Source organism: Streptomyces clavifer (assembly GCF_036345975.1).
GTDB classification, from domain to species: domain Bacteria; phylum Actinomycetota; class Actinomycetes; order Streptomycetales; family Streptomycetaceae; genus Streptomyces; species Streptomyces clavifer.
This window is the reverse complement of sequence record NZ_CP107793.1, coordinates 6,883,869-6,906,629: the sequence shown is the minus strand read 5'-3', so window position 1 is coordinate 6,906,629 and position 22,761 is coordinate 6,883,869. Positions and strand designations below refer to the sequence as shown.

The 22,761-nt window shown below is 71.1% G+C and carries 19 protein-coding genes; 14 read left to right on the top strand and 5 right to left on the bottom strand.

Annotated elements, in window-relative coordinates; genetic code table 11:
- Positions 1 to 13: 13 nt before the first annotated feature.
- On the top strand, positions 14 to 1,525 hold the full coding sequence (locus tag OG927_RS29950) for an SDR family oxidoreductase (protein ID WP_056800417.1): 1,512 nt from the start codon (positions 14 to 16) through the stop codon (positions 1,523 to 1,525).
- Positions 1,522 to 2,901 carry a cryptochrome/photolyase family protein gene (locus tag OG927_RS29945; RefSeq protein WP_056800422.1) on the top strand — a complete coding sequence of 460 codons (1,380 nt, stop codon included), beginning with the start codon at positions 1,522 to 1,524 and terminating at the stop codon, positions 2,899 to 2,901. The genes OG927_RS29950 and OG927_RS29945 overlap by 4 nt, the downstream gene beginning before the upstream one ends.
- Positions 2,902 to 2,923: 22 nt before the next feature.
- Here the strand turns inward: OG927_RS29945 and OG927_RS29940 are convergent, their stop codons facing one another.
- Both OG927_RS29940 and OG927_RS29935 read right to left on the bottom strand, forming a co-directional pair.
- The gene (locus OG927_RS29940) at positions 2,924 to 3,766 is read right to left on the bottom strand and encodes a DUF1206 domain-containing protein (protein ID WP_079099571.1); all 843 of its coding nucleotides are present in this window, start codon (positions 3,764 to 3,766) and stop codon (positions 2,924 to 2,926) included.
- A 54-nt stretch (positions 3,767 to 3,820) separates the two neighbouring features.
- Entirely contained in the window at positions 3,821 to 4,348 is a 528-nt protein-coding gene (locus OG927_RS29935) for a DoxX family protein (RefSeq protein ID WP_124280402.1), read from the bottom strand.
- A gap of 229 nt (positions 4,349 to 4,577) precedes the next feature.
- Between OG927_RS29935 and OG927_RS29930 the strand changes: the two genes are divergently transcribed.
- The 7 genes from OG927_RS29930 to OG927_RS29900 all read left to right on the top strand — a co-directional run bounded on the left by OG927_RS29930 (position 4,578) and on the right by OG927_RS29900 (position 13,515).
- Positions 4,578 to 6,593, top strand: coding sequence for an NADPH-dependent 2,4-dienoyl-CoA reductase (locus OG927_RS29930; protein WP_124280403.1), 2,016 nt, complete (start codon positions 4,578 to 4,580; stop codon positions 6,591 to 6,593).
- Positions 6,594 to 6,641: 48 nt separating this feature from the next.
- The gene (locus tag OG927_RS29925) at positions 6,642 to 7,196 is read left to right on the top strand and encodes a PadR family transcriptional regulator (protein WP_124280404.1); all 555 of its coding nucleotides are present in this window, start codon (positions 6,642 to 6,644) and stop codon (positions 7,194 to 7,196) included.
- Positions 7,197 to 7,511: 315 nt separating this feature from the next.
- Positions 7,512 to 8,570, top strand: a complete 1,059-nt coding sequence (locus OG927_RS29920) for a substrate-binding domain-containing protein (RefSeq protein ID WP_330321096.1) — start codon at positions 7,512 to 7,514, stop codon at positions 8,568 to 8,570.
- A gap of 677 nt (positions 8,571 to 9,247) precedes the next feature.
- Positions 9,248 to 10,579 carry an ABC transporter substrate-binding protein gene (locus OG927_RS29915; RefSeq protein WP_330321095.1) on the top strand — a complete coding sequence of 444 codons (1,332 nt, stop codon included), beginning with the start codon at positions 9,248 to 9,250 and terminating at the stop codon, positions 10,577 to 10,579.
- A gap of 76 nt (positions 10,580 to 10,655) precedes the next feature.
- A complete protein-coding gene (locus OG927_RS29910; RefSeq protein WP_209471796.1) occupies positions 10,656 to 11,555 on the top strand; it encodes a carbohydrate ABC transporter permease in 900 nt (299 codons plus the stop codon).
- 2 nt (positions 11,556 to 11,557) lie between these two features.
- Entirely contained in the window at positions 11,558 to 12,487 is a 930-nt protein-coding gene (locus OG927_RS29905) for a carbohydrate ABC transporter permease (RefSeq protein ID WP_124280408.1), read from the top strand.
- 47 nt (positions 12,488 to 12,534) lie between these two features.
- Positions 12,535 to 13,515 carry a hydroxyacid dehydrogenase gene (locus OG927_RS29900; RefSeq protein ID WP_124281577.1) on the top strand — a complete coding sequence of 327 codons (981 nt, stop codon included), beginning with the start codon at positions 12,535 to 12,537 and terminating at the stop codon, positions 13,513 to 13,515.
- Positions 13,516 to 13,625: 110 nt separating this feature from the next.
- Here OG927_RS29900 and OG927_RS29895 read toward each other — a convergent pair whose 3' ends face one another.
- Entirely contained in the window at positions 13,626 to 14,378 is a 753-nt protein-coding gene (locus OG927_RS29895) for a heparin lyase I family protein (protein ID WP_330321094.1), read from the bottom strand.
- 515 nt (positions 14,379 to 14,893) lie between these two features.
- Here OG927_RS29895 and OG927_RS29890 point away from each other — a divergent pair.
- Positions 14,894 to 17,335, top strand: coding sequence for a polysaccharide lyase 8 family protein (locus tag OG927_RS29890; RefSeq protein WP_330321093.1), 2,442 nt, complete (start codon positions 14,894 to 14,896; stop codon positions 17,333 to 17,335).
- A 198-nt stretch (positions 17,336 to 17,533) separates the two neighbouring features.
- On the opposite strand, the gene OG927_RS29885 is transcribed toward OG927_RS29890, so the two are convergent.
- Together OG927_RS29885 and OG927_RS29880 are read right to left on the bottom strand one after the other, a co-directional pair.
- Positions 17,534 to 18,496 carry a DMT family protein gene (locus OG927_RS29885; protein ID WP_319103495.1) on the bottom strand — a complete coding sequence of 321 codons (963 nt, stop codon included), beginning with the start codon at positions 18,494 to 18,496 and terminating at the stop codon, positions 17,534 to 17,536.
- A complete protein-coding gene (locus OG927_RS29880) occupies positions 18,493 to 19,314 on the bottom strand; it encodes a phosphatase PAP2 family protein (RefSeq protein ID WP_319103494.1) in 822 nt (273 codons plus the stop codon). Before OG927_RS29880 ends, OG927_RS29885 begins: the two co-directional genes overlap by 4 nt.
- Positions 19,315 to 19,475: 161 nt before the next feature.
- On the opposite strand from OG927_RS29880, the gene OG927_RS29875 reads away from it, so the two are divergent.
- The 4 genes from OG927_RS29875 (at position 19,476) to OG927_RS29860 (ending at position 22,747) form a co-directional block, all read left to right on the top strand.
- The gene (locus OG927_RS29875) at positions 19,476 to 20,105 is read left to right on the top strand and encodes a TetR/AcrR family transcriptional regulator (RefSeq protein ID WP_056800441.1); all 630 of its coding nucleotides are present in this window, start codon (positions 19,476 to 19,478) and stop codon (positions 20,103 to 20,105) included.
- Between the two features lie 203 nt (positions 20,106 to 20,308).
- On the top strand, positions 20,309 to 21,322 hold the full coding sequence (locus OG927_RS29870) for an SPFH domain-containing protein (protein WP_319103493.1): 1,014 nt from the start codon (positions 20,309 to 20,311) through the stop codon (positions 21,320 to 21,322).
- A complete protein-coding gene (locus tag OG927_RS29865; RefSeq protein ID WP_056800448.1) occupies positions 21,319 to 22,218 on the top strand; it encodes a hypothetical protein in 900 nt (299 codons plus the stop codon). Before OG927_RS29870 ends, OG927_RS29865 begins: the two co-directional genes overlap by 4 nt.
- Positions 22,219 to 22,279: 61 nt before the next feature.
- Positions 22,280 to 22,747 (top strand): SRPBCC family protein, encoded by a 468-nt coding sequence (locus tag OG927_RS29860; protein ID WP_124280415.1) that lies wholly within the window; start codon positions 22,280 to 22,282, stop codon positions 22,745 to 22,747.
- Positions 22,748 to 22,761: the final 14 nt, after the last annotated feature.

The following is a 22,761-nucleotide window of genomic DNA, read 5'->3' as shown; positions in this document are numbered from 1 at the left end:
GATCGGAGAGGCCATGGAGAGCACGAACGACGACGACGGGCTGCGGTGCCTGGTGACCGGGGCGACGGGATACATCGGAGGCCGCCTGGTGCCCGAGCTCCTGGAGGCCGGCCACGCCGTACGCTGCCTGGCGCGCAGCCCCGAGAAGCTGCGGGACTACCCGTGGGCGAGCAGGGTGGAGGTGGCCAAGGGCGATGTGACGGACGATGAGTCCATCGGCGCGGCGATGCGGGACATCGACGTCGCGTACTACCTGGTGCACGCCCTGACCAGCGGGCCGGACTTCGAGAAGACGGACCGCACGGCGGCCCGTATCTTCGGCGAGCAGGCCCGTGCCGCCGGCGTCCGGCGCATCGTGTACCTGGGCGGGCTCACCCCCGCCGACGTGCCCGCGAGGGAGCTGTCCCCGCATCTCCGCTCGCGCGCCGAGGTCGGCCGCATCCTGCTCGACTCGGGTGTGCCGACGACCGCGCTGCGCGCGGCAGTGATCATCGGATCCGGGTCCGCCTCGTTCGAGATGCTGCGCTACCTCACCGAGCGACTGCCCGTCATGGTCACCCCGAGCTGGGTGTCGACACGGATCCAGCCGATCGCGGTCCGGGACGTGCTGCGCTATCTCGTGGGCAGCGCGCACATGCCCGACGAAGTGAACCGCACCTTCGACATCGGCGGTCCCGACGTCCTCACGTACCGGGACATGATGCAGCAGTACGCACAGGTGGCGAAGCTGCCGAAGCGGCTGATCCTGCCGGTGCCGATGCTGAGCCCGGGGCTGTCCAGCCACTGGGTCGGTCTGATCACCCCCGTTCCGGCGTCGATCGCCCGCCCGCTCGCGGAGTCCCTGCGCTACGAGGTGGTGTGCCACGAGCACGACATCGCCGACCACGTGCCGGACGGGCCGGGTCAGCCGTTCTCCTCCGGTACCGCCCTCTCCCTCGCCCTGCAGAGGGTGCGCGAGGCGAGGGTGACGACGCGGTGGTCCTCGGCGTCCACCCCGGGCATCCCCAGCGATCCGCTGCCCACCGACCCCGACTGGGCGGGCGGCAGCCTGTACACGGATGTGCGCGAGCTCGATGTGGACGCGCCGCCGGACGCCCTCTGGCAGGTCATCGAGGGGATCGGCGGCGAGAACGGCTGGTACTCGCTCCCCTGGGCGTGGGCGGTCAGGGGCCGGCTGGACCGGCTGGTCGGCGGGGTGGGGCTGCGCCGGGGCCGGCGGGACGCGCAACGGCTGCGGGTCGGTGACTCGCTGGACTTCTGGCGCGTGGAGGCGATCGAGCCCGGCCATCTGCTGCGGCTGCGCGCCGAGATGCGGCTGCCGGGTCTGGCCTGGCTGGAGATGTACGCGGAGACCGGCGAGGACGGCCGGGCGCACTACCGGCAGCGTGCCGTGTTCCACCCCGCCGGCCTGCTGGGCCATGCGTACTGGTGGAGCGTGTCGCCGTTCCACGCCTTCGTCTTCGGCGGGATGGCGCGCAACATCTCCCGGGCGGCGGGCCGTCGAGCGGCAGGTGGGTCCGTATGACCGTCTCGGTCGTCCTGTTCACCTCCGATCTGCGGCTGCACGACCATCCGCCGCTGCACGCGGCCCTGGCGGCGGCGGACGAGGTGGTCCCGCTGTTCGTCCTGGACGACGCCATCGAGGACGCAGGTTTCGGTGCCCCCAACCGGCGCGCGTTCCTCGCCGACTGCCTCCGGGACCTGGATGCGGGACTCCGCGACCGGGGCGGACGCCTGGTGATCCGCTCGGGGGACGTGGCGGAGGAGGTCTGCCGGATCGTCTCCGAGACCGGAGCGGGTGACGTCCACGTGGCGGCGGGTGTCAGCGGCTACGCCCAGCGACGCGAGGAGCGGCTGCGCGAGGAGCTGGGGTCCCAGGGCTGCCGGCTGCACGTCCACGACGCGGTGATCACCGCCGTCGCGCCCGGCACGGTGACCCCCTCGGGTGCGGGCCGGGACCACTTCGCCGTGTTCACGCCGTACTTCCGCCGCTGGTCGGACGCGCCGCAGCGCACCCCCTTCGACGCACCGCGCACCGTGCGGGTCCCGGCCGGACCCCGGTCCGCGGCGCCACCGGCACGGGCCGGGGTCGCGGGGGTGTCCGCGGGACTGGCCCAGGGTGGGGAGGCAGAAGGACGCAGGAGCTTCACAGCATGGCGCCGGCACGGTCTCGGGCAGTACGAGGAGCGCCACGACGATCTCGCCGGCGACGCCACCTCGCGCCTCTCGCCGCACCTGCACTTCGGCACGCTGTCCCCCACCGAGCTGGTCCACCGGGCCCGCACCGCGGCCGGGCCGGGCGCGGAGGCCTTCGTACGGCAGTTGTGCTGGCGGGAGTTCCACCACCAGGTCCTGGCCGCCCGCCCATCGGCCTCCCGCACCGACTACCGCTCGCAGCACGACCGCTGGCGCACCGAGCAGTCCGCGGCGGACGACATCGCGGCCTGGCGGGAGGGCCGCACGGGGTATCCGCTGGTCGACGCCGCGATGCGTCAACTGCTGCACGAGGGCTGGATGCACAATCGGGGGCGGCTGCTCGCGTCGAGCTTCCTGGTGAAGACGCTCTACGTGGACTGGCGCGTGGGCGCGCGCCATTTCCTGGATCTGCTGGTGGACGGCGACATCGCCAACAATCAGCTCAACTGGCAGTGGATGGCGGGGACGGGCACGGACAGCCGGCCGAACCGGGTGCTCAACCCGGTGCTGCAGGCCAGGCGGTACGACCCGGACGGCACGTACGTGCGCCGCTGGGTGCCCGAGCTCGCGGGTGTCGACGGCGGCGCCGTCCACGAGCCGTGGAAGCTGGGGGCCGAGGAGCGTGCCCGGTGCGACTATCCGGAGCCGTTGGTCGGCCTGGCCGAGGGGCTGGCCCGTTTCAGGGACGCCCGCGGACTCGACTGAGCCGACCCGGTGCGGCTGCCGCTCAGACCTTCCGCCAGCGGGCGTTGGCCCAGGAGAACATGCCGAAGGCGGCCAGGCCGAGTGCGATCAGCGCGAGCAGCCAGGGTCCCGCGGGGGTCTCGGCGAAGGACCGCAGCGTGTCGTCCATGCCCTTGGCCCGGCCCGGTTCGTGCTGGACGGCCGCGGCGACCGCGAATCCGCCCGCCGTCGCGAAGACGATGCCGCGGATGGCTCCGCCGAACACGCCGGTGAAGTCGACGGCGCGTCGCACCCGCTTCGTCATCTCGGACATCTTCAGGTGCTTGTGGTACTTGCGCATCACGGCTCGGACGCCGATCCAGAGCCCCGCGCCGACGACGACCGCGCCGGCTGTCCCGACGATCCACTGGCCGCCGGGCCATTCGAGGGCCTTCGCCGTGACGTCGGCGGTCTGCTGGTCGCTCGATCCGCTGCCGCTGCCCTTGTCCCCGGCGGCGTAGGAGAGCACGGAATACGACACGAAGCCGTAGAAGACGGCGCGGCCGGCGGCCATGGCCCGCTTGGCGGGCTTGTCGCCGTCGGGGCCGGCCTGACCGAAGACGGCCTCGGACAGGCGCCAGAGGGCCATTCCGGCCAGGGCCACACCGAGCACCCAGAGCAGGACGCCTCCGAACGGCTTCTCCGCTATCTCGGCGATGGCGCCGCCCCGGTCGGCCTGCTTCCCTCCGCTGTCGGAGAATGCGATGCGCAGGGCGAGCAGTCCGACCAGGAGGTAGATCACTCCGCGCGCCACGAATCCTGCGCGGGCGCCCGCGGCCACAGCCTTGCTGTTCGCCGCGCGTCTGGCAGTACCACGTCCACTGGTGGACACCACGTTCGTATTCATGCACTGGCGGTTGCCCCCGAAGCGGCGATCAATGCCCGCCGTCCGGCCAATGCCTCAGGCGTCGTCCACGGCCGCCGCCGCCTGCCCCTTGGCACGCCGGCTCAGGACGGAGGCTGCGGCCAGGGCGCTGCCGGTGAAGGCGAGGGCGAGCGTCCACGGCCGGTCGAAGACGTGGTGGGTGGCGTGGTCCAGGGAGTAGCGCCCCGCGCCCGTCAGCCCGATCGCGGCGGCGGTGAAGCCGAGGAACGCCGGGTACTCGTAGCCGCCGCCCATCGCGAAGAAGCCCGCGGGCGCGTGGACGGCGACCGCGCCGGCCATCGTGCCGGCCGCCGCCGCCCCGGCCGCCGGAGTGGCGAGGCCGAGGGCCAGCAGGACCCCTCCGCCCGCCTCACCGAGGCCGGCGGCCATGGCGCTGTACTTCGGCGGGTGGAAGCCCATGGCCTCCATCCCCTGGGTGGTGCCCTCGATACCGCCGCCGCCGAACCAGCCGGCCAGCTTCTGACTGCCATGAGCGGCCAGGACGGCTCCCGCGCCGATCCTGAGTACGAGAAGTCCGAGGTCACGCCGGTTGATGCAGGTCATGGAGGTCTCCCGTCGACACGGATCGAGCAGAGGTGCGCACACCGCACGGATCCACTGTCGTCGGGCGCGGGCGGCGGCGTGCGGCGGAGCTGGGCCGTTCGGGGTCGGCCCCTTGCGAGGACTGGGCCCCGGGGCGGCCGAGTGCGACGTACGTCATTGTGCAACTAGTTGCACAATGACGTACGTCTCGTCTACAACTGGCACGACGACACTGTGCGAGGAGACCCGGATGAGCCCTTACCCCACTCTGCTGAGCCCGCTGGACCTCGGATTCACCACCCTCCCCAACCGGGTGCTGATGGGCTCGATGCACATCGGCCTGGAGGAGACCGAACGCGGCTTCGAGCGGATGGCCGCCTTCTACGCTGCGCGCGCACGCGGCGGGGTGGGCCTCATGGTCACCGGCGGCATCGCACCCAGCGAGCGGGCCGGTTCCTTCATCGGCGGCGCCAAGATGACGACGGAGGCCGAGGCGGAGCAGCACCGGGAGGTCACCACCGCCGTGCACGCGGCGGGTGGCCGGATCGCGATGCAGATCCTGCACTTCGGGCGCTACGCGCACCACCCGGACCTGGTCGCACCGAGCGCGCTCAAGGCTCCCATCAGTGCGTTCACCCCCCACGCACTCACCGACGACGAGGTCGAGGAGACCATCGAGGACTTCGTCCGGGCGGCTGCGCTGGCACAGAGCGCGGGCTACGACGGGGTCGAGATCATGGGCTCCGAGGGCTATCTGATCAACGAGTTCATCGTCGCCGCGACCAACCACCGCGACGACCGCTGGGGCGGCAGTTACGAGAACCGCATCCGCTTCCCCGTCGAGATCGTGCGCCGGGTCCGGGAGCGGGTCGGCAGCGCCTTCATCCTGATCTACCGGCTGTCCATGCTGGACCTGGTGCCCGGCGGCTCCACGCTGGAGGAGGTCGTGCGACTCGCCCGCGAGATCGAGGCGGCGGGCGCGACGATCATCAACACGGGCATCGGCTGGCACGAGGCCCGCATCCCCACCATCGCGACCTCGGTGCCGCGCGGCGCCTTCACCTGGGTGACCGAGAAGGTGCGCGGCGCCGTGTCCGTACCGCTGGTGACCAGCAACCGCATCAACACCCCGGAACTGGCCGAGGAGGTCCTCGCCTCGGGCCGTGCGGACATGGTGTCGATGGCGAGGCCGTTCCTCGCCGACCCCGACTTCGTCGCCAAGGCCGCCGCGGGGCGTGCCGACGCGATCAACACCTGCATCGGCTGCAACCAGGCCTGCCTGGACCACATCTTCAGCCTGCAGATCACCTCCTGCCTGGTGAATCCGCGCGCCTGCCACGAGACCGAGCTGGTGCTCTCGCCGACCCGTACCCGTAAGCGCGTGGCCGTGGTGGGTGCCGGTCCGGCCGGACTGGCCTGCGCGGTCACCGCTGCCGAACGCGGGCACGCGGTGACGCTGTTCGACGCGGCGGACGAGATAGGCGGCCAGCTCGACGTGGCGCGCCGGGTCCCCGGCAAGGAGGAGTTCAACGAGACGCTGCGCTACTTCCGCACGCGGCTGGCCGAGGAGGGTGTCGAGCTCCGGCTCTCCACCCGTGCCGGCTCGGCCGACCTGAACGGGTTCGACGAGATCGTCCTGGCGACCGGGGTCGAGCCCCGCTCCCCCGCGATCCCGGGCGTCGGGCACCCCAGCGTGGTCAGTTACCTGGACGTCCTGCGCGACGGGGCGCCGGTCGGCGACCGGGTCGCGATCGTCGGGGCCGGAGGCATCGGCTTCGACGTCGCCGAGTTCCTGACCGACGGCGGCGACGCGGCGAGCCTCGACCCGGAGGTGTTCTTCCGGCAGTGGGGCGTGGACACCGACTACGCGGAGCGGGGCGGGCTGCGCGCGCCGGATCGTCCGAAGACGTCCCGCACGGTGCATCTGATCCAGCGCAAGGCGAGCAAGGTCGGGGCCGGACTCGGCAAGACCACCGGCTGGATCCACCGCACCGAGCTGCGCCACCGCGGCGTGACCATGATCGCGGGCGCGTCGTACGACCTGATCGACGACGCGGGTCTGCACCTCACCGTCGACGGCGAGCAGCACCTGCTGCCGGTCGACACCGTGGTCCTGTGCGCGGGCCAGGAACCGCGCCGGGAGCTCTACGAGGAGTTGCGCGCGGCCGGCCGGCCGGTGCACCTCATCGGCGGCGCCGACGTGGCCGCCGAGCTGGACGCCAAGCGCGCGATACGCCAGGGCACGGAGCTCGCCGCCGGCCTGTGACCTCCTGACCGGCGACCTCCTGACCGGCCCCTCCTTAGGATGCACTGCATGTCACTCCCGCACGCGATCCTCACCGCCCTGCTCGAGAAGCCGTCGTCGGGGCTGGAGCTGACCCGCAGGTTCGACCGGTCGATCGGTTACTTCTGGCCGTCCACACACCAGCAGATCTACCGCGAACTGGGGAAGCTCGAACAGGCCGGACACATCCGGGTGCTGCCCGCCGCACAGCCGGCCCGTGGACAGCGGAAGGAGTACGAGGTGCTGCCCGCGGGCCGTGAGGAGCTTGCGGCCTGGGTGGCGCTCGCCGAGGACCCGCGGCCCGTCCGTGATCCGCTGCTGCTGCGGATGCGGGCGGCGGCGGTGGTCGGGGCGCCCGGCCTGGCCGAGGAGTTGCACCGGCACCTCGCGCTGCACCGGAGGCAGCTCGAGGAATACCTGGAGATCGAGAAGCGGGACTTCCCGCCGGAGCGGACCGCGGACGAGGACCGGCTGCGGCGTCTGGTGCTGCGCGGGGGCATCGACCTGGAGACGTTCTGGACGGGCTGGCTGACGGGGGCGATCGACGACCTGGAAGGGCCCGGCGCGGCGCCGGACCGGGTCTGACGAGCTCGTGGACGGTCAGTGGTGAGACGCCGGGCTCCGGATCGGCGATCCCGGATGTGCGGTGGGGCAACGTCGTCGTCCCCAAGAGCCGGGACCGCTCCATCCCCGGCAGGAACGAGCGGAACACCCGCGAAGGCGATCCCCGGGGGTTCACCGACCGTGCCGCACCCGGCCCAAGGGCCCACTGGACCGCAGGCAAAGCATCAGAACGAAGTACCCACTCACGAAATGATAGTTCGAACAGAAACGTTCACGTGTGCTCACAAGAGGGATAGACTGGCGCTCAGGCACGCGTCGACGAGGGGGTACTGAGGCATGCATGCCGAAGAGAGGCACCAGGCGATACTGCGGAGGCTGCGCGAGCGGGGCACGCTCCGGGTCACCGAGTTCGCCGAGGAGTTGCAGGTCTCGCCCGTCACGGTCCGCCGGGACATCGAGACGCTGGCGGACCGAGGTCTGGCCGCCCGCGTGCACGGCGGCGCCGTCCTGCCGACGGCCCGCGCCGCGACCACGGGGACGGAACCGGCCGTCAGGACCCCGCCGGGCCGCGGGCAGTTGTCCTTCGGCCTGATCGTGCCGGCCGCCGACTACTACTACCCGGAAGTGATCAAAGGCGCCCAGGAAGCCGCGGCCGAACGTGGTATCCGGCTGGTTCTCGGTATCTCGCAGTACAGCCCGCAGGAGGAGCGCGCCCAGGTCGAGCGCATGCTGGCCGACGGTCTCGACGGACTCCTGATCGCTGCCAGTGACATCACAGCGGCGTCGTCCTGGCTCGGTGAACTGTCCATCCCGCACGTATGGGTGGAACGCCGCCCGGGGGACGAGATCTCCGGTGCCGAGCGAGTCGTCACCGACCACGTCCACGGCGCCCGGCTCGCCGTTCACCACCTCGCCGCGACGCGCCGGAAGATCGGTCTCATGGTGCGCGACGACAGTCCGCACGGCGAACCCCTCGTGGACGGGTACCTGAAGGGCCTGGCCGCGGCCGGGCTCGACGCGCCCGCCGACGGCGTCTTCCGCATGCCACCACCGGCCGGCGGTGCCGTCCGCCGTGAGGAGGTCCTCGGCGGGTTCGCCGACGCCGTCGCCGCCGGTCTGCTGGACGGCGCCCTCATCCACAACGACCACGACGCGCTCGTGCTGCTCCAGCGCCTCCGGGCCCGTGGCGTCGACGTGCCCGGCGACCTGGCGCTCGTGGCCTACGACGACGAGGTCGCTTCCCTCGCCGACATCCCACTGACCGCCATCGCCCCGCCGAAGCTCGCCGTAGGCATCTCCGCCGTAGAACTGCTCGCCAAGCGCGTCGCGGACCCGAGCCGCCCCCGCCACCTGCTCTCGATCCTGCCGGAGCTGCACGTCCGCGCCTCCACCTGATCCCCGTTCACGCGGTACACCCCCGAGCGAGCCTCCGACGTTCCTTATCCCGCCCGAGGGGTTCTCCCTCGACGGCCGTCCCCTGCGTCCGCTGCCGGGTGCGCTGCACTGATCGGGTCTGTGTCCCACCGGGGTTTCCTCGATGTGCGTTCACGGCGACGCCTACCTCACGCGGCCCGGGGACAGGCACGGGTCAACGGCGTCTGCCCGGAACGCCACCGGGGGGCGAGGGGCCCCGCAACGGACGCCGTACGAACCGTGGCCGCGCCTGCGCGCGGTACGCAACAGCATCGTGATCCTGGGGCTCGACGGCGCCGAACGACCGATGGTCGAGCTGTGCGACGTTCCCGAGCTCGGCTGAACCCCCGCGTGACCGCCCCTCCCCGACCGGCATCGACCCGCTGTGCGGCGTTCACCGGCGCCGGCGTGCCCGGGTCCGGTTTCGAACACCACGGCGCGCGCCTCTCCCCAGGCGCCCCGACCCGGGCGACAGCAGCACGCGCTTCCCGCACAGCCGCACCATGCGCACGGTGCTGGGCCACCCTTCACACATCACGGAATCCGATCAATATCGGTTCTTGATGTTCGTTTGTTCATTTTCTATTGACTCTGATCGTTCCTGGCCGAAAGATGTCGTCAGCTCGCCGCCACCGTTGGTCTCTCGTAGGAGTACCGCCATGCAGCCCAGCACCCGTTCCTCCTCCACGGCCCTCGCGGCCGCGGTCGCCTCCCTGGCTCTCCTCGTCACCGCCTGCGGGGGCGAGGACACTGCCACCACGTCGGACGCCGGAACCGGATCCGCCGCGAAGCCCGTGGAGATCACCTACTGGTCATGGATGCCCGGCACCGCCGACATGGCAGCCGCGTTCAACGCGTCGCACCCCAACATCAAGGTCACACACGCCGAGATCCCCGCCGGACTCAACGGCGGTTACGACAAGATCTCCAAAGCGGTCAAGGCGGGCAACGCACCGGACGTCGTCAACCTGGAGTACCAGGCCGTGCCCGACTTCGTGACCCAGGGGCTTCTTCGCGACTCCAGCACCGAACTCGGCGAACTGGTCGAGGGTTACGCCCCCGAATCGGTGAAGAGCCTGGTCACGCTCGGGGACAGAACCTGGGCCGCCCCGTATGACGTCGGCCCGCAGACGCTCTACTACCGCAGCGACCTCTTCGAGCAGTACGGCATCGAAGTCCCCGCCACCTGGGCGGAGTTCAGAACCGCGGCGGAGAGGGTCAGGACGGCCTCCGAAGGCAAGGCGAGGCTGCTCGACTTCTGGGGCGACGACACCGCCACCTGGGCCGGCCTCTCCCAGCAGGCCGGCGCCCGGTGGTACAGCGCGACGAGTGACGCATGGAAGGTCAACATCACCGACCCGGCCACCAAGAAGGTCGCCGACTACTGGAAGGACCTGGTCGAGGACGACCTGGTCCTCAACCACAAGGGGTGGAGCCCCGAGGCCACCAAAGCGGTCACCGACTCGAAGGCCATCGCACTGATCGGGGCTTCGTGGAGCGCCGGTTCCATCAAGACCACGTACCCCGGGCAGGCAGGCAAGTGGGCCGAGGCCCCGCTCCCCCACTGGGGCACACCGGTCACCGGCGCTGTCGGCGGCTCTGCTTTCGCCATAACGAAGGACAGCGAGAAGGCCGAGGCCGCGGCCCGGTTCATCGCCTGGGCCACCACCGACAGCAAGGCGGTAGAAGCCCGTCTCGCGGCGGGCACCTCGAGCGGGCTGCCCGCTGCTGAAAAGCTCCGTGCGGCCGCAAGTTCCACGTTCGACACCTCGTTCTTCGCCGGCCAGGACATCTACGCCCTCGCCGGGGCCCAGGTACCCAACATCGCCAAGGGCTGGACCTGGAGCCCGGTGCACAACTCCACGACGATGACGATGCAGGCGGCATTCGGCAAGGCCCAGAAGACCGGCGACTTCTGGCCGGCGTTCCAGGCGGGTCAGGCGGCTGCCGAGAAGGCCATCACCGACCGCGGTCTGAAGCTCGCCCGCTGATCCCCGCTTTCCCGAGCCGTCGGGGCGGGGACCGGCCCCGCCCCGACGCTCCGACCCCTCCAAGGAGCTAACGCCGATGACTACCCGGCTCGGCCGCGGGCAGCGCACCATCCCCCTCCTCTTCGTCGCCCCCTTCTTCATCCTCTTCCTCGCCACGCTCGTCGCCCCCGTCGGGTACTCCCTGTGGATGAGCCTGTTCCGCGAACAGGCCACGAGCGGACTCGGATTCGGCGGCACGGAGACCATCTTCGTCGGCGCCGGGAACTACGGGCGCGCCCTCGGCGACGCGTCGTTCCACCGCGGATTCCTGCACATCACGCTCTACTGCCTGATCTACATCCCGGTGATGGTCGGCGGGGCGCTGGCGCTGGCCCTGCTGGTGGATTCAGCGATGGCCAGGGCGAGGAAGTTCTTCCAGCTGGCGTACTTCCTCCCGCATGCCGTGCCCGGTCTGATCGCCGCGATCATCTGGGGGTTCCTCTACACGCCGGGACTCAGCCCGGTGGTCGATCTCCTGCGGACCGTCGGCGTCGAGTGGGACTTTCTCGGCCCGGACGGAGTGGTCTTCTCCATGGCCAACGCCGCCGCCTGGCAGTGGATCGGCTACAACATGGTGATCTTCTACGCCGCACTGCAGGCCGTACCGAAGGAGACCCTCGAGGCTGCCACGGTCGACGGCGCCGGCCAGTTGCGCACGGCCCTGTCGGTGAAGCTGCCGATGATCCGTTCCTCCGTCGTCCTCACCATGCTCTTCACGGCCGTCGGTGCGATCCAGCTCTTCAACGAGCCGGAGGTGCTCCGCAGCCGGTCGTCCGCGATCTCACAGGACTGGAGTCCGGTGATGTACATCTACCAGGCCGCCTTCACCGAGCACGACTACGGACTCGCAGCTGCGGCCTCGCTGCTGCTGGCGCTGCTGGGCGCCGCGCTGTCCTTCGTGATCACCAAGTTCGGCAACCGCTGGAAGGAGGCGTGACCATGGCTGCCACCGCACCCCCGCACACCCCCGCGCCCACCGGGCCCTCGGCCGTCCGTGACAGCACCGTCCCGTCCCGGCGGCCGCGGCCCTCCGGCACGGCCTGGGCCTCGAAGACCGTCGTCAACACCCTGCTCGCCATCGTCGCCGTCTACACGCTGATGCCGCTGAGCTGGCTGCTGGTCAACGCGACCAAGAACAACGGCGACCTGTTCGCCAGTCCCGGCTTCGAGCCGGCCGAGTTCAATCTGTTGACCAATCTCACCGGCCTCTTCACCTACCAGGACGGGGTTTTCGGCCGCTGGCTCGCCAACAGCCTGCTGTACTCGGTCATCGGCGCCCTCGCCTCCACCTTCATCTCGCTCCTGGCCGGTTACGCGTTCCGCGCTTACGACTGGTGGGGCAAGGAGAAGCTGTACGGCCTGGTGCTGCTGGGCATCCTCGTCCCGCACACCGTCATTTCTCTGCCGATGTACCTGATGGCGTCCGAGGTCGGGCTCGTCAACTCGTACTGGTCCGTGCTGATCCCCGGTCTGGTGAACCCCTTCGGCGTGTACCTCGCGAGGGTGTTCGCGGAGAGTTACGTCCCCGGCGAGACGCTGGAGGCGGCACGCATCGACGGCGCGAGCGAACTGCGCGCCTTCCGTTCGGTCGCCCTTCCGATGCTCTCCCCCGCCTTCGTCACGGTCTTCCTCTTCTCCTTCACCGGCAGTTGGAACAACTTCTTCCTGCCCCTGGTGATGCTGAACGACTCGACGCTCTACCCGGTCGGACTCGGCCTGTTCAACTGGAACGCCACGCTCCCGCAGGAACCGCAGCTCTACTCGTTCGTCATCACCGGATCGCTGGTGTCCGTCGTTCCGCTCGCCATCGCCTTCGTCGCACTGCAGCGCTACTGGCGCTCGGGCCTTACCGCAGGAGCCGTCAAGTGACGTCCGCGTCCCCCTCTCCTCACCACCGCCCGCGCACGGTCCTCGCGATGGATCCGTCGGTCAGGGACGCGCTGTTCGACCAGGAGTCGCTCGCCCGGCTCTCCGTCGTCGCCGACACCGATCCCTCGGTCGTGGTCGACGACTTCACGGACCCGTCCGCCCTGTCCGCGCTCTCCGGAGCCGAGGCGCTCCTCACGGGCTGGGGCTGCCCGCCCCTCACGGCAGAGGCTCTGGATCTGATGCCCCGGCTGCGTACCGTGGTCCACGCCGCCGGTTCGGTGAAACAGCACATCACCGGGGCCTGCTGGGAACGGGGGCTGACCGTCGCCTCGGCCGCGGGGGCGAACGCCCGGCCGGTCGCGGAGTACACGGTGGCGGCGATCCTCTTCGCCGGGAAACGGGTCCTGGCCGCCCGAGAGACCTATCGGCGCGAGCGCGCCCGGGTGAACGCCATCGACGTGATCGGGTCAGGCGGCAACCACGGCCGCACCGTTGGCGTCGTCGGGGCGTCCCGCATCGGAAGGCGGGTCATCGAGCTGCTGCGCCCGCACGACCTGCGCGTCCTCCTGTACGACCCGTACGTCGACGAGGTGGAAGCCGCACGATTGGGCGTGGTCGCGGTGTCACTGGACACGCTCGTCCGCTCCAGCGACGTGGTGACCGTTCACGCCCCCGAACTCCCGCAGACCCGTCATCTCTTCGACCGGGACCGTCTGGCGCTGCTGCGGGACGGCGCGACGCTCATCAATACGGCGCGCGGTTCGCTGGTCGACACCGCGGCACTGACCGACGAGCTCGTGTCCGGCCGGCTCGACGCGGTACTCGACGTGACCGAGCCGGAGGTCCTGCCCCCCGCATCCCCGCTCTACGATCTCCCCAACGTCCTGCTGACCCCGCACATTGCCGGTTCGCTCGGTAACGAACTGGCCAGGATGACGCATGCCGCGCTGGACGAACTGGAGCGGTACGGCCGTGGCCTCCCGTACGCCGACCCCGTACGGGGCGAGGCGCTGTCCCGGACGGCTTGAGGGGGAACAGGGTCCTGCGGAGGGGATGGTGCGTGAGTGAGTCGACGGCCGATGCCCGGCGAAGGCCCCGTGGGCTTCTGTCTCCGCCGGGCGTGTGAACGGTGCGGGGTTCAGCTGACGTCGGCGTACGACGTGCCCATCCTCAGGCCGTCGATGCGGTTGATCAGGGTGGTGGAGCCGTCGTCGCGGTCGTAGACGCCCCACTTGGGCTCGTTCGCGCTGTCCCAGGTGCGGCAGGTATACCGGGTCCCGCTGTCGGCGAGGGTCTGCTTCCCACCGTTGAAGTACAGCTCCACCCAGCCCGAGGAGGCCGAGCCGGACGTGTGGATCCCGATGGCGAAGGCGTTCCACTCGCCGGCGGCGACGGGCCCGGACCAGAGCAGCGTCCAGTCTCCGCCGGTGGTGACGTGGAAGAGACGTACCGAGCCGTCCTTGACCGTCATGATGAGGGGGTAGTTCTGTTGGGCGTTGGGGTAGGACTTCCACTGCCAGACGACGAAGTCACCGCTCACGGACGATAGTTGGCTCTCCCACCCGATGTAGTAGGTGGAGTCGTCGGAGAAGGCGTGGCGCGAGGAGCCGTTCACTGAGATGCCACGCGATTCACAGCGGATGTCGCCGCCCGGCTTGGTGTAGCGGAATATGGTGCCGTGCGCGCTGTCACCGGCGGCCGTGATCAGGCTGCCGGGCGCGGGACACTCGACGCTTCCGAAGACGCCAGTGCCCTTGGAGGCGTCGCCGTCCCAGATGCCTGCCGCCTGGGCGGAAGCGGGAGACAGCAAGGTCCAAGCAGCTGCTGCGGCAAGGGCTGCGGCCGTGGCCGCGAGGTCCGCCGGGGTGCGTTTGCGGGCGCGGGTCGTCATGTGGGGGGCCTCTTGTCTCTGGGGGCGGCCAGGAAACCGCCGAAGCAGCGGGCATCGGGGCACGTGGACCGCCTGCACGAGTGCGTTCAAAGGGGCGACGACGTCCCTTAGGACGGGGGTCTCTGCCGGCAGTGAGCAGCCTCGGAGGCCGGAGTTGGCGCTCAAGGGCTGCCTGTTGGTCCGCCATCCTGGAGAACGGAACATTCGAAGTCAACTGTTCGATCAAACAATCCGCCTGTTGATCGAATCCAGTCAGTTTCCCGCGACCACCACACCGGCGTCGGGCCGCCCGGTCGGCCGCCGAGGCAGGACGCGCCCGGCTGCACTGCGGCTCCACCAGCACCCACAGGACGGAGACGCGAGTCGCCCCGGTCTGCCGCCGGACAAGAACGAGGCGGAACAGCCTGCGACCCGATGTTCGATCGATCAATAATGTGTGCACCATTGTTCGTTCGATCGAAGCGTGCTAAAAACCGCCTACCCGGTGTCTGTCCGCCTTCGAACTCGGAGTACTCATGACGACTTTCTGGTCACGCCGCGGAGCTCTCACCGCATCCGGTGCCGGCGCGCTGGCTCTCGCACTGCCCGCCACAAGTTCCGCCGCACTTGGGATGACGCCCGTGGCGGCGCCGATCACCGACGATCTCTCGGCCCTGCGGGAGAAGTGGCGGGCTCTGCTGCTCGGCCAGGGCTTCAATCCCGCCGCCGAGCCCTTCAGGACGAAGCTCGCGGCGCTCGGGGCGACAGCGCGCGGGTACCTGGCCGCCATGGCCCCTTCCGAGGGGTCGTTGTTTCCCGGCAACGTCTATGCGGACCCGGACCCCGACACGGACACCGAGTCCTACAACTACTCGGCGCAGATCCAGAACTCGTACGCCAAGCTGAAGACGATGGCCGAGGCGTTCGCACAGCCGGGCACCGGCCTGACCGGCGACCCCGCCCTGCTGGCCGCCGTCCTCCTGGGCGTCGACCATCTCGGTGCCCAGGTCTACAACGAGTCCCGGGCGCGGTACGGCAATTGGTACAACTGGCAGATCGGCGCTCCCCAGGCGCTGCTGGACATCTGCCTCATACTCGACGACCACCTCTCCGACGAACGCCGGTCGGCGGCCGCCAGGGCCATCGACCACTTCGTGCCCGACTCCTCCGTGGCGCGGTACACAGGGACCAGCACCGGTGCCAACCGGATCGACCTCTGCCGGGTTCTGGCTCTGCGGGGCGCCCTCGACGGCACGGCGGCGAAGTTGGCTCTCGCCAGGGGCGCCGTCTCACCGGTCTTCCCGTACGTCACATCCGGCGACGGTCTGTACGCGGACGGTTCCCTGGTTCAGCACACCTGGGTTCCGTACACAGGTTCGTACGGCGCTGTGCTCATCGACGGACTGGGCAAACTGTTCGCGCTGCTCGGCGACTCCGCCTGGGCCATCACCGACCCGCAGCGGCAGATCTTCCTGGATTCCGTGGAACACGCCTATGCGCCCTTCCTCCACGACGGGCTCATGATGGACGGCGTCTCGGGCCGGGCGATCAGCCGCGGACTCGTCGCCGGTGACCCGGCGAAGGTCCAGCAGGACGACCATCTGCGCGGCCACGCCGTCATCGCGTCGATCCTGCTCCTGGGGCAGGGTGCGAGCGCCGAGGAGAACGCCCGCTGGCGGGCGATGGCCAAGGGCTGGTTCACCCGGGACCGGTACAGCGAGGTCACCACCGGCCGCACCCTCGGCGTAGCGCCACTGTCACGGGTCGTCGAACTGCTCAACGACTCCTCGGTCCGGCCCGCCCCGGAGACGAGCGGCCACAGAGTGTTCCCCGGCATGGACCGCGCAGTGCACCGGACCAAGGACTTCACCGCCTCCGTCTCGATGGCCTCCAGCCGGATCACGTACTACGAGAACGGGAACGGCGAGAATCTGCGGGCCTGGCACACCGGTTCCGGGATGCTCTATTGGTGGGGACCGGAGGGGGAGGGCCAGTACAGCGACGGCTACTGGCCGACCGTGGATCCCTACCGCCTGCCGGGCACCACGGCCTCCGCCACGTCGCTCGCGGACGGCGAGGGCGGCATCTGGGGCGCCGCGCGGCCCGACGCCGTGTGGGCCGGCGGCGCCTCGGACGGCACCTACGCGAGTCTGGGCCAGCACCTCAAGGGGCTCTCCTCGACTCTGGAGGCCAAGAAGTCGTGGTTCTTCCTCGGCGACAGCGTGGTCTGTCTGGGGGCCGGTATCACCGGTCGCGACGGCAGCAGGGTCGAGACCGTCGTCGACAACCGCGGGCTGGGTGAGGGCGGGACGGCGGAGCTCACTGTCGACGGCCGGCCACAGCCCGGCGGCTCCTGGTCCGACTCCCTGGACCGGGTGCGGTGGGCGCACCTGGCGGGCCACGCGGGCTACGTCTTCCCCGGCGGCACGACGCTGACCGGACTGCGCGAGGAGCGCACCGGCACCTGGAAGGCGATCAACGGCGGTGGCTCCGCGGATCCGGTCACCCGCCGCTACCTCACCCTCCTCGCCGACCACGGCGAGGATCCGACGGACGCCACGTACGCCTACATCGTGCTGCCGGGAGCGAGCCGGTCCCGCACCGCCACTCGGGCGGCCGACCGCCGTTGGCTCGACATCCTCGCCAATTCCGGCGCCCAGCAGGGCGTCCGGGTGCCCTCGGCCGGCTTCACCGGGATCAACTTCTTCGCATCGGGCACTGTGGGGCCGGTGACGGCCGACGCGCCGGTCAGTGTGCAGATCCACGAGAAGCGCGATGGCACGGCGGTGCTCTGCGTGGCGGACCCCGGCCGCACCGTCAAGGCCCTCACTCTCACGTGGAGGCGTCGGGTGCGCTCGGTGCTGACCAAGGCGGCCACGGTCGCCGAGGCCCGCACGGGCTCCGAGCTCACGCTCCGTTTCGGCGACCTGAGCGCCACTGGCGGCGTCACCCAGACCGTTCGGGTACGAACGCGCTGACCCGACCGACGACCCCCGAGGAGCACGTCCGTCACTGGGCAGCGGGAAGGTACTGGGACCGGGGGCCGCCACGCCAACGGGACCCTGCGTCCTCCCAGCCCGGCAGAGGGAAGGGAGGACGCCTCGCTGCCGGCCACCGGGGGCCGGGCGCACAGTCGGGCGGCGGGGCGGTGACACCACCGCACCGCGGGTTCGGGATCAGGGACTGCCGATGTGCGCCCTGACGCGTTCTGGTCGGGGCACACGCCTGCGCAGGGCCCGCGGGCTGCCGATGACGACCCGCGCGGGTTCGCTCGCGGCGCCGGCAGGGCTCTTCGCGTGGGCGGCCTCCGGGGCGCTCCGCGCCTGCGCGCGGGTGAGCAGGACGACACCCCGTACGGCGGCCGCCGCGCCCAGGAGCGCCGGGATGAGACCGGCCGGACCGCCCTGGACGCCTTCGCCGAGCAGGGCCAGCCCGATCACGGCGGCGGCGACCGGGTTGGCGAGGGTGACTACGGCGAGCGGGGCGCCGAGGCCTCCGCGGTATGCGGTCTGGGAGAGCAGCAGGCCGCCCATGGCGAAGGCGGACACGAGCAGCGCCACGGTCACCAGCCGCCAGCTGAGGAGCGGCCCCTCGTGGCCGGAGGTGGCGACCGTGAGGGTCTGGGTCAGCGCGGAGGCCACGCCCGAGGTGATGCCGGAAGCGGCGGCGTGCCGGAGTCCGGGACGGGCGCCGGGCCGGCTGAGCACGGCGACGAGCGCCATGGTCACGCCGCTGACGCCGAGGGCCTCGGCCAGGCTGAGCGTGTCGCGGGGCGCGGCGCCGCCCGCCGCGGCCAGCAGTGCGCCGAGACCGAGCAGGGTGAGGATCGTGCCGCGCCATTCCGTGCGGCTGACCCGGCGCCCCGCGGCGCGTGCGCCGAGCGGGACGGCCAGGACCAGGGTGAGCGCGCCGAGCGGCTGGACCAGGGTGAGCGGTCCGTACTTCAGCGCGGCGACGTGCAGCAGCGCACCGCCGGCGTTCAGCCCGACGGCCGACCACCAGGCACCGCGGCCCAGCAGGCGCAGCAGTCCGTCGGACGGTTCGGTGCGGCCGGCGAGCCGGGACTGGGCCACGGCGGCGGCCGCGTAGGCGCCGGCGGAGACGAAGGACAGCGCGACGGCTATCAGTGTGGCGTTCATCGCGGCCCTGCGGACCGTGCGTACGCGGGGGCCGCGAAGGCCTGCGCGGGGACCGGGGCCGACGACCACGGCAGAGGTGCGCGGACCGGCGCGGGGCGGGGAAGCCGCAGCGCGGCGAAGGCGACCCCGAGCAGCGCCGAGACCACGATCGCGTCGAGCCAGTAGTGGTTGGCCGTGCCGACGATGACGACCAGGGTGACGAGCGGGTGGAGCAGCCAGAGCCAGCGCCACCGGGAACGGGTGGCGACGATCAGGCCGACCGCGACCACCAGGGCCCAGCCGAAGTGCAGTGAGGGCATGGCCGCGAACTGGTTGGCCATCGAGTCTGTGGCGGGCGTGTCCCCGTACACCGTCGGGCCGTACATCTGGCCGGTGTCGATGAGTCCTGCCGGGGGGAGCATCCGCGGCGGGGCGAGCGGGAAGAGCAGGTGCAGGGCGAGCGCGGCGCCGGTGAGCGCGGCGAGGATCCGCCGCGACCAGACGTAGTGGCGCGGGCGCCACCGGTACAGCCAGAGCAGGAACAGCAGGGTGGCCGGGAAGTGCACGGTCGCGTAGTAGGTGTTCGCCACCTGGACGAGCGTCTGGCTGTGCAGCAGCACGCTCTGCACGGCCCCCTCGCCGGGGAGGTGCAGGGTCCGCTCGAGGTCCCAGACGTGCCCGGCGTTGCGGAACGCCTCCTCGACATGGCCGTTCGCGGCCTGTCGGCCGAGTTTGTAGACGAGGAAGAGTCCGGCGACGAGAAGGAGCTCGCGGACGAGCGGAGGCCGGACAGAAGCTGCCTGGTCCCGGTCCGCGGACTTGTTACGGGTGCGTATCACCCCCGTGCCTCCTGTCTGCCGAAGTGCTGTCGTGACGGCAGGGCCGAGCTCGTGCCGTATCGATACGCCAGTGTACCGATACGCGAACGTATCGGTACACACGCGTATCGGTACACTGGCGTATCGAGGTCCTCGTCGCAGATCCGCAGAGAGGGAAGCAGATGTCGTCGCCCGGTTCCGCCCAGGAGTCAGCACTGGCGTCACGCCGGTCGAAGATCACGCCGGAGCGGGCACAGGAGCTCTACACGGCCGTGCTCGACCTGCTCAGGGAGAGCGGCTACGAGTCGCTGACCATGGAGGGTGTCGCCTCGCGCACCCGATGCGGGAAGTCGACCCTCTACCGCCAGTGGGGCTCGAAGCCCGAGCTGGTCGTCGCCGCGCTGCACAGCACCCGCAGGACCCTGCTCTCGCACATCGACACCGGCAGCCTGAGCGGCGACCTGCACAGGGCGGCCCGGCTGATCGACGAGGCGTCCACCGGCGACACCACCCTCATGCACGCCCTCAGCCATGCCGCGCTCCAGAGCCCGGAGCTGCTGTGCGCCCTGCGCGAGACACTGCTCGCACCGTCCATCGCCGCGATCGACGCCATGGTCGGGCGCGCGGTCGATCGCGGGGAGGTCGCGGCGGACAACCCCGCGACGAAGTACGTCGCGGCCCAGCTGCTGGGCGTCGTGCGAGCCCGACCCCTGCTGGAGGGGCGGCACGCGGACGACGCGTTCCTGTCCGACTTCATCGAGTGCTCCGTGCTCCCCGCACTCGGTCTTCCACCGACCCCACCGGGGTCCTGATGAACGTGGGTCGCCGTCCGAGCGGATGACGACGGCCCACCGCGCCGAACCGTGGGGACGGGGACGGCGCACACCCGGCCGGCCGGCGTTTCCACGGAAACGGCCGGCCGGCCGCATGTCGTCCCCGGGGCCCTTTCTCGTCCCCTTGACGCTATTCGCTCGATTGCTTATCGTCGTGATGACGAGAAAGAGGGGGTCCAGACATGGCCGACATCACCAGGCGCTTCGGCTGGCGGCACCTGCGGTCCGCGCCCACCGCGCACATACGCCACCACAAGCGGGGACGGCTCACCCACGACGGCCCGGGACTCAGTTTCTGGTACCGGTCGCTGTCCGCCGCACTCTCCGAAGTACCGGTGAACGACCGCGAGCTGGCGATGGCGTTCCACGCCCGGACCGGTGACTTCCAGGACGTCACCGTCCAGGCGACCGTCACCTACCGGATCAGCGACCCCGCCGAGGCCGCGACCAGGCTCGACTTCTCGGTGGACCCCGACACCGGGGCCTGGCGGAGCGCGCCGCTGGAGCAGATCGCCACCCTGCTCACCGAGACCGCGCAGCAGCACGCGCTGGACGTCCTGGCCCGCACTCCGCTCGCCGTGGCCCTGGTGGACGGGGTGGCCTCGGTGCGCGAGCGGGTCGCCACCGGCCTCGCCTCCGAACCCCGGCTGCCCGCCACAGGCATCGACGTCGTGGCCGTACGCGTGGTCGCCATCCGCCCCGAGGCCGAGGTGGAGCGGGCCCTGCGCACCCCGGCCAGGGAGCAGATCCAGCAGGAGGCCGACAGGGCGACGTACGAACGGCGGGCCGTCGCCGTCGAGCGTGAGCGCACCATCGCCGAGAACGAGCTCGCCAGCCAGATCGAACTGGCCCGCCGCGAGGAGCAGTTGGTGGACCAGCGCGGTATCAACGCCCGCCGGGAGGCCGAGGAGAAGTCCGCGGCCGACGGTGTGCGCACCGAGGCCGAGGCGGCCCGGAAGGTGCGCCTGGCCCGAGCCGAGGCGGAGGCCGCCCGCGACCTGGGCGCCGCCCGCGCCGAGGCCCAGACGGCCTGGCTCCGGGCGCATGCCGAAGTGGACCCCCGCACGCTGCACGCCCTGGCCGCGACCCGGCTGGCGGAGAATCTGCCCCGCATCGACAGCCTCACCCTCTCCCCCGACGTGCTCACCGGCCTGCTCGCCCGGCTCGGCGGATCGGGCCCGGAGGCGCGGGCGTGAGTCTGGCCCCGCGTGCGGTCCTCGTGCATCGCACCACCGAGTACGAGGAGTTGCTCGCCCGGCACGGGACACACGGCCAGGCGGCGTTCTTCCTCTCCACCCGCGGCCGGTCCATCGACGAGGTGGCCGGGCGGCATCACCGGATGCGGCAGGCCCTCACCGACGCGGCCGCCGCGGTGCCCCTGCAATGGCGCAGGTCTCGGGTGGAGCGCGCGGACCTCGACCGCTTCCTCTTCGGTCCGGAGGACGTGGTGATCGTGGTCGGACAGGACGGGCTGGTCGCCAACGCGGCCAAGTACCTGTCCGGCCAGCCGGTGGTGGGGATCGACACCGACCCCGGCCGCAACCCGGGGGTCCTCGTACGTCATCGGGTGTCCGACGCGGCGGCGCTGTACCGGGCCGCCGTCGCGCCCGGGGGGCGTCCGGACCCGCTCACCATGGTCGAGGCCGTCGCCGACGACACCCAGCGGCTTCTCGCCCTGAACGAGATCTTCTCCGGTCCCGCCGGCCACCAGACCGCGCGCTACCGCATCGGCCCGGACGGCGCCCCGTCCGCCGGTGAGTCGCAGGCTTCCTCGGGCGTGCTCGTCGGCACCGGCACGGGTGCGACGGGCTGGCTGCGCTCCCTGTGGGCCGAGCGCGGCAGCGCGCTGCGGTTGCCGGGGCCGTCGGATCAGCGGCTGCTCTGGTTCGTGCGCGAAGCATGGCCGTCGCCCGCGACCGGCACGTCACTGGTCGCGGGCGAACTGGGGCGGGGAGACGGGCTGTCGCTGACGGTCGAGTCGGACCGGATCGTGGTGTTCGGCGACGGGATGGAGGCTGATTCGCTCGAACTGACCTGGGGTCAGACAGTCCGGTTCGGCATCGCGTCCAGCACGTTGAACCTGGTGGTGTGAACGCCGGGACGCGTCGGCCGCACACGGGCCCGCCCCGGGCGAAAGCCCCTAGGATCGGGCCATGAGCAGAACCGACCGCGTCGGCCGGGTGATCGCGGCACCACCGGCGGCCGTCTACGGCGCCCTCCTCGACCGGGAGTCCCTGGAGGCCTGGCTGCCGCCTGACGGTATGCGCGGGCGGATCGAGCGGTGGGATCCCCGTCCCGGTGGCGGCTTCCGGATGGTCCTCACCTACCTCGACCCCGCCGAGGCCCCGGGCAAGACCTCGGAGGCGACGGATGTCGTCGACGTCGGGTTCGCCGAACTGGTGCCCCTGGAGCGCGTGGTGCAGCAGGCCGTGTTCGAAGCCGACGACCCGTCGTACGCGGGCACCATGACGATGACCTGGCGCCTGGCCGCTGCGGGCGGGGGGACCGAGGTCACCGTCACGGCCACGGACGTGCCGCCCGGCATCGGCCGGGCCGACCACGAAGCCGGGATCGCCTCCTCGCTGGCCAACCTGGCGTCGTACGTCGAAACGCCCGACTGACCCGGACGAGGACT

Bases quoted from the DNA above. Each gene is read 5' to 3' on its own strand.
- OG927_RS29950 (WP_056800417.1), top strand. From the start codon at position 14: ATGGAGAGCACGAACGACGACGACGGGCTGCGGTGCCTGGTGACCGGG.
- OG927_RS29945 (WP_056800422.1), top strand. From the start codon at position 1,522: ATGACCGTCTCGGTCGTCCTGTTCACCTCCGATCTGCGGCTGCACGAC.
- OG927_RS29940 (WP_079099571.1), bottom strand. From the start codon at position 3,766: ATGAATACGAACGTGGTGTCCACCAGTGGACGTGGTACTGCCAGACGC.
- OG927_RS29935 (WP_124280402.1), bottom strand. From the start codon at position 4,348: ATGACCTGCATCAACCGGCGTGACCTCGGACTTCTCGTACTCAGGATC.
- OG927_RS29930 (WP_124280403.1), top strand. From the start codon at position 4,578: ATGAGCCCTTACCCCACTCTGCTGAGCCCGCTGGACCTCGGATTCACC.
- OG927_RS29925 (WP_124280404.1), top strand. From the start codon at position 6,642: ATGTCACTCCCGCACGCGATCCTCACCGCCCTGCTCGAGAAGCCGTCG.
- OG927_RS29920 (WP_330321096.1), top strand. From the start codon at position 7,512: ATGCATGCCGAAGAGAGGCACCAGGCGATACTGCGGAGGCTGCGCGAG.
- OG927_RS29915 (WP_330321095.1), top strand. From the start codon at position 9,248: ATGCAGCCCAGCACCCGTTCCTCCTCCACGGCCCTCGCGGCCGCGGTC.
- OG927_RS29910 (WP_209471796.1), top strand. From the start codon at position 10,656: ATGACTACCCGGCTCGGCCGCGGGCAGCGCACCATCCCCCTCCTCTTC.
- OG927_RS29905 (WP_124280408.1), top strand. From the start codon at position 11,558: ATGGCTGCCACCGCACCCCCGCACACCCCCGCGCCCACCGGGCCCTCG.
- OG927_RS29900 (WP_124281577.1), top strand. From the start codon at position 12,535: ATGGATCCGTCGGTCAGGGACGCGCTGTTCGACCAGGAGTCGCTCGCC.
- OG927_RS29895 (WP_330321094.1), bottom strand. From the start codon at position 14,378: ATGACGACCCGCGCCCGCAAACGCACCCCGGCGGACCTCGCGGCCACG.
- OG927_RS29890 (WP_330321093.1), top strand. From the start codon at position 14,894: ATGACGACTTTCTGGTCACGCCGCGGAGCTCTCACCGCATCCGGTGCC.
- OG927_RS29885 (WP_319103495.1), bottom strand. From the start codon at position 18,496: ATGAACGCCACACTGATAGCCGTCGCGCTGTCCTTCGTCTCCGCCGGC.
- OG927_RS29875 (WP_056800441.1), top strand. From the start codon at position 19,476: ATGTCGTCGCCCGGTTCCGCCCAGGAGTCAGCACTGGCGTCACGCCGG.
- OG927_RS29870 (WP_319103493.1), top strand. From the start codon at position 20,309: ATGGCCGACATCACCAGGCGCTTCGGCTGGCGGCACCTGCGGTCCGCG.
- OG927_RS29860 (WP_124280415.1), top strand. From the start codon at position 22,280: ATGAGCAGAACCGACCGCGTCGGCCGGGTGATCGCGGCACCACCGGCG.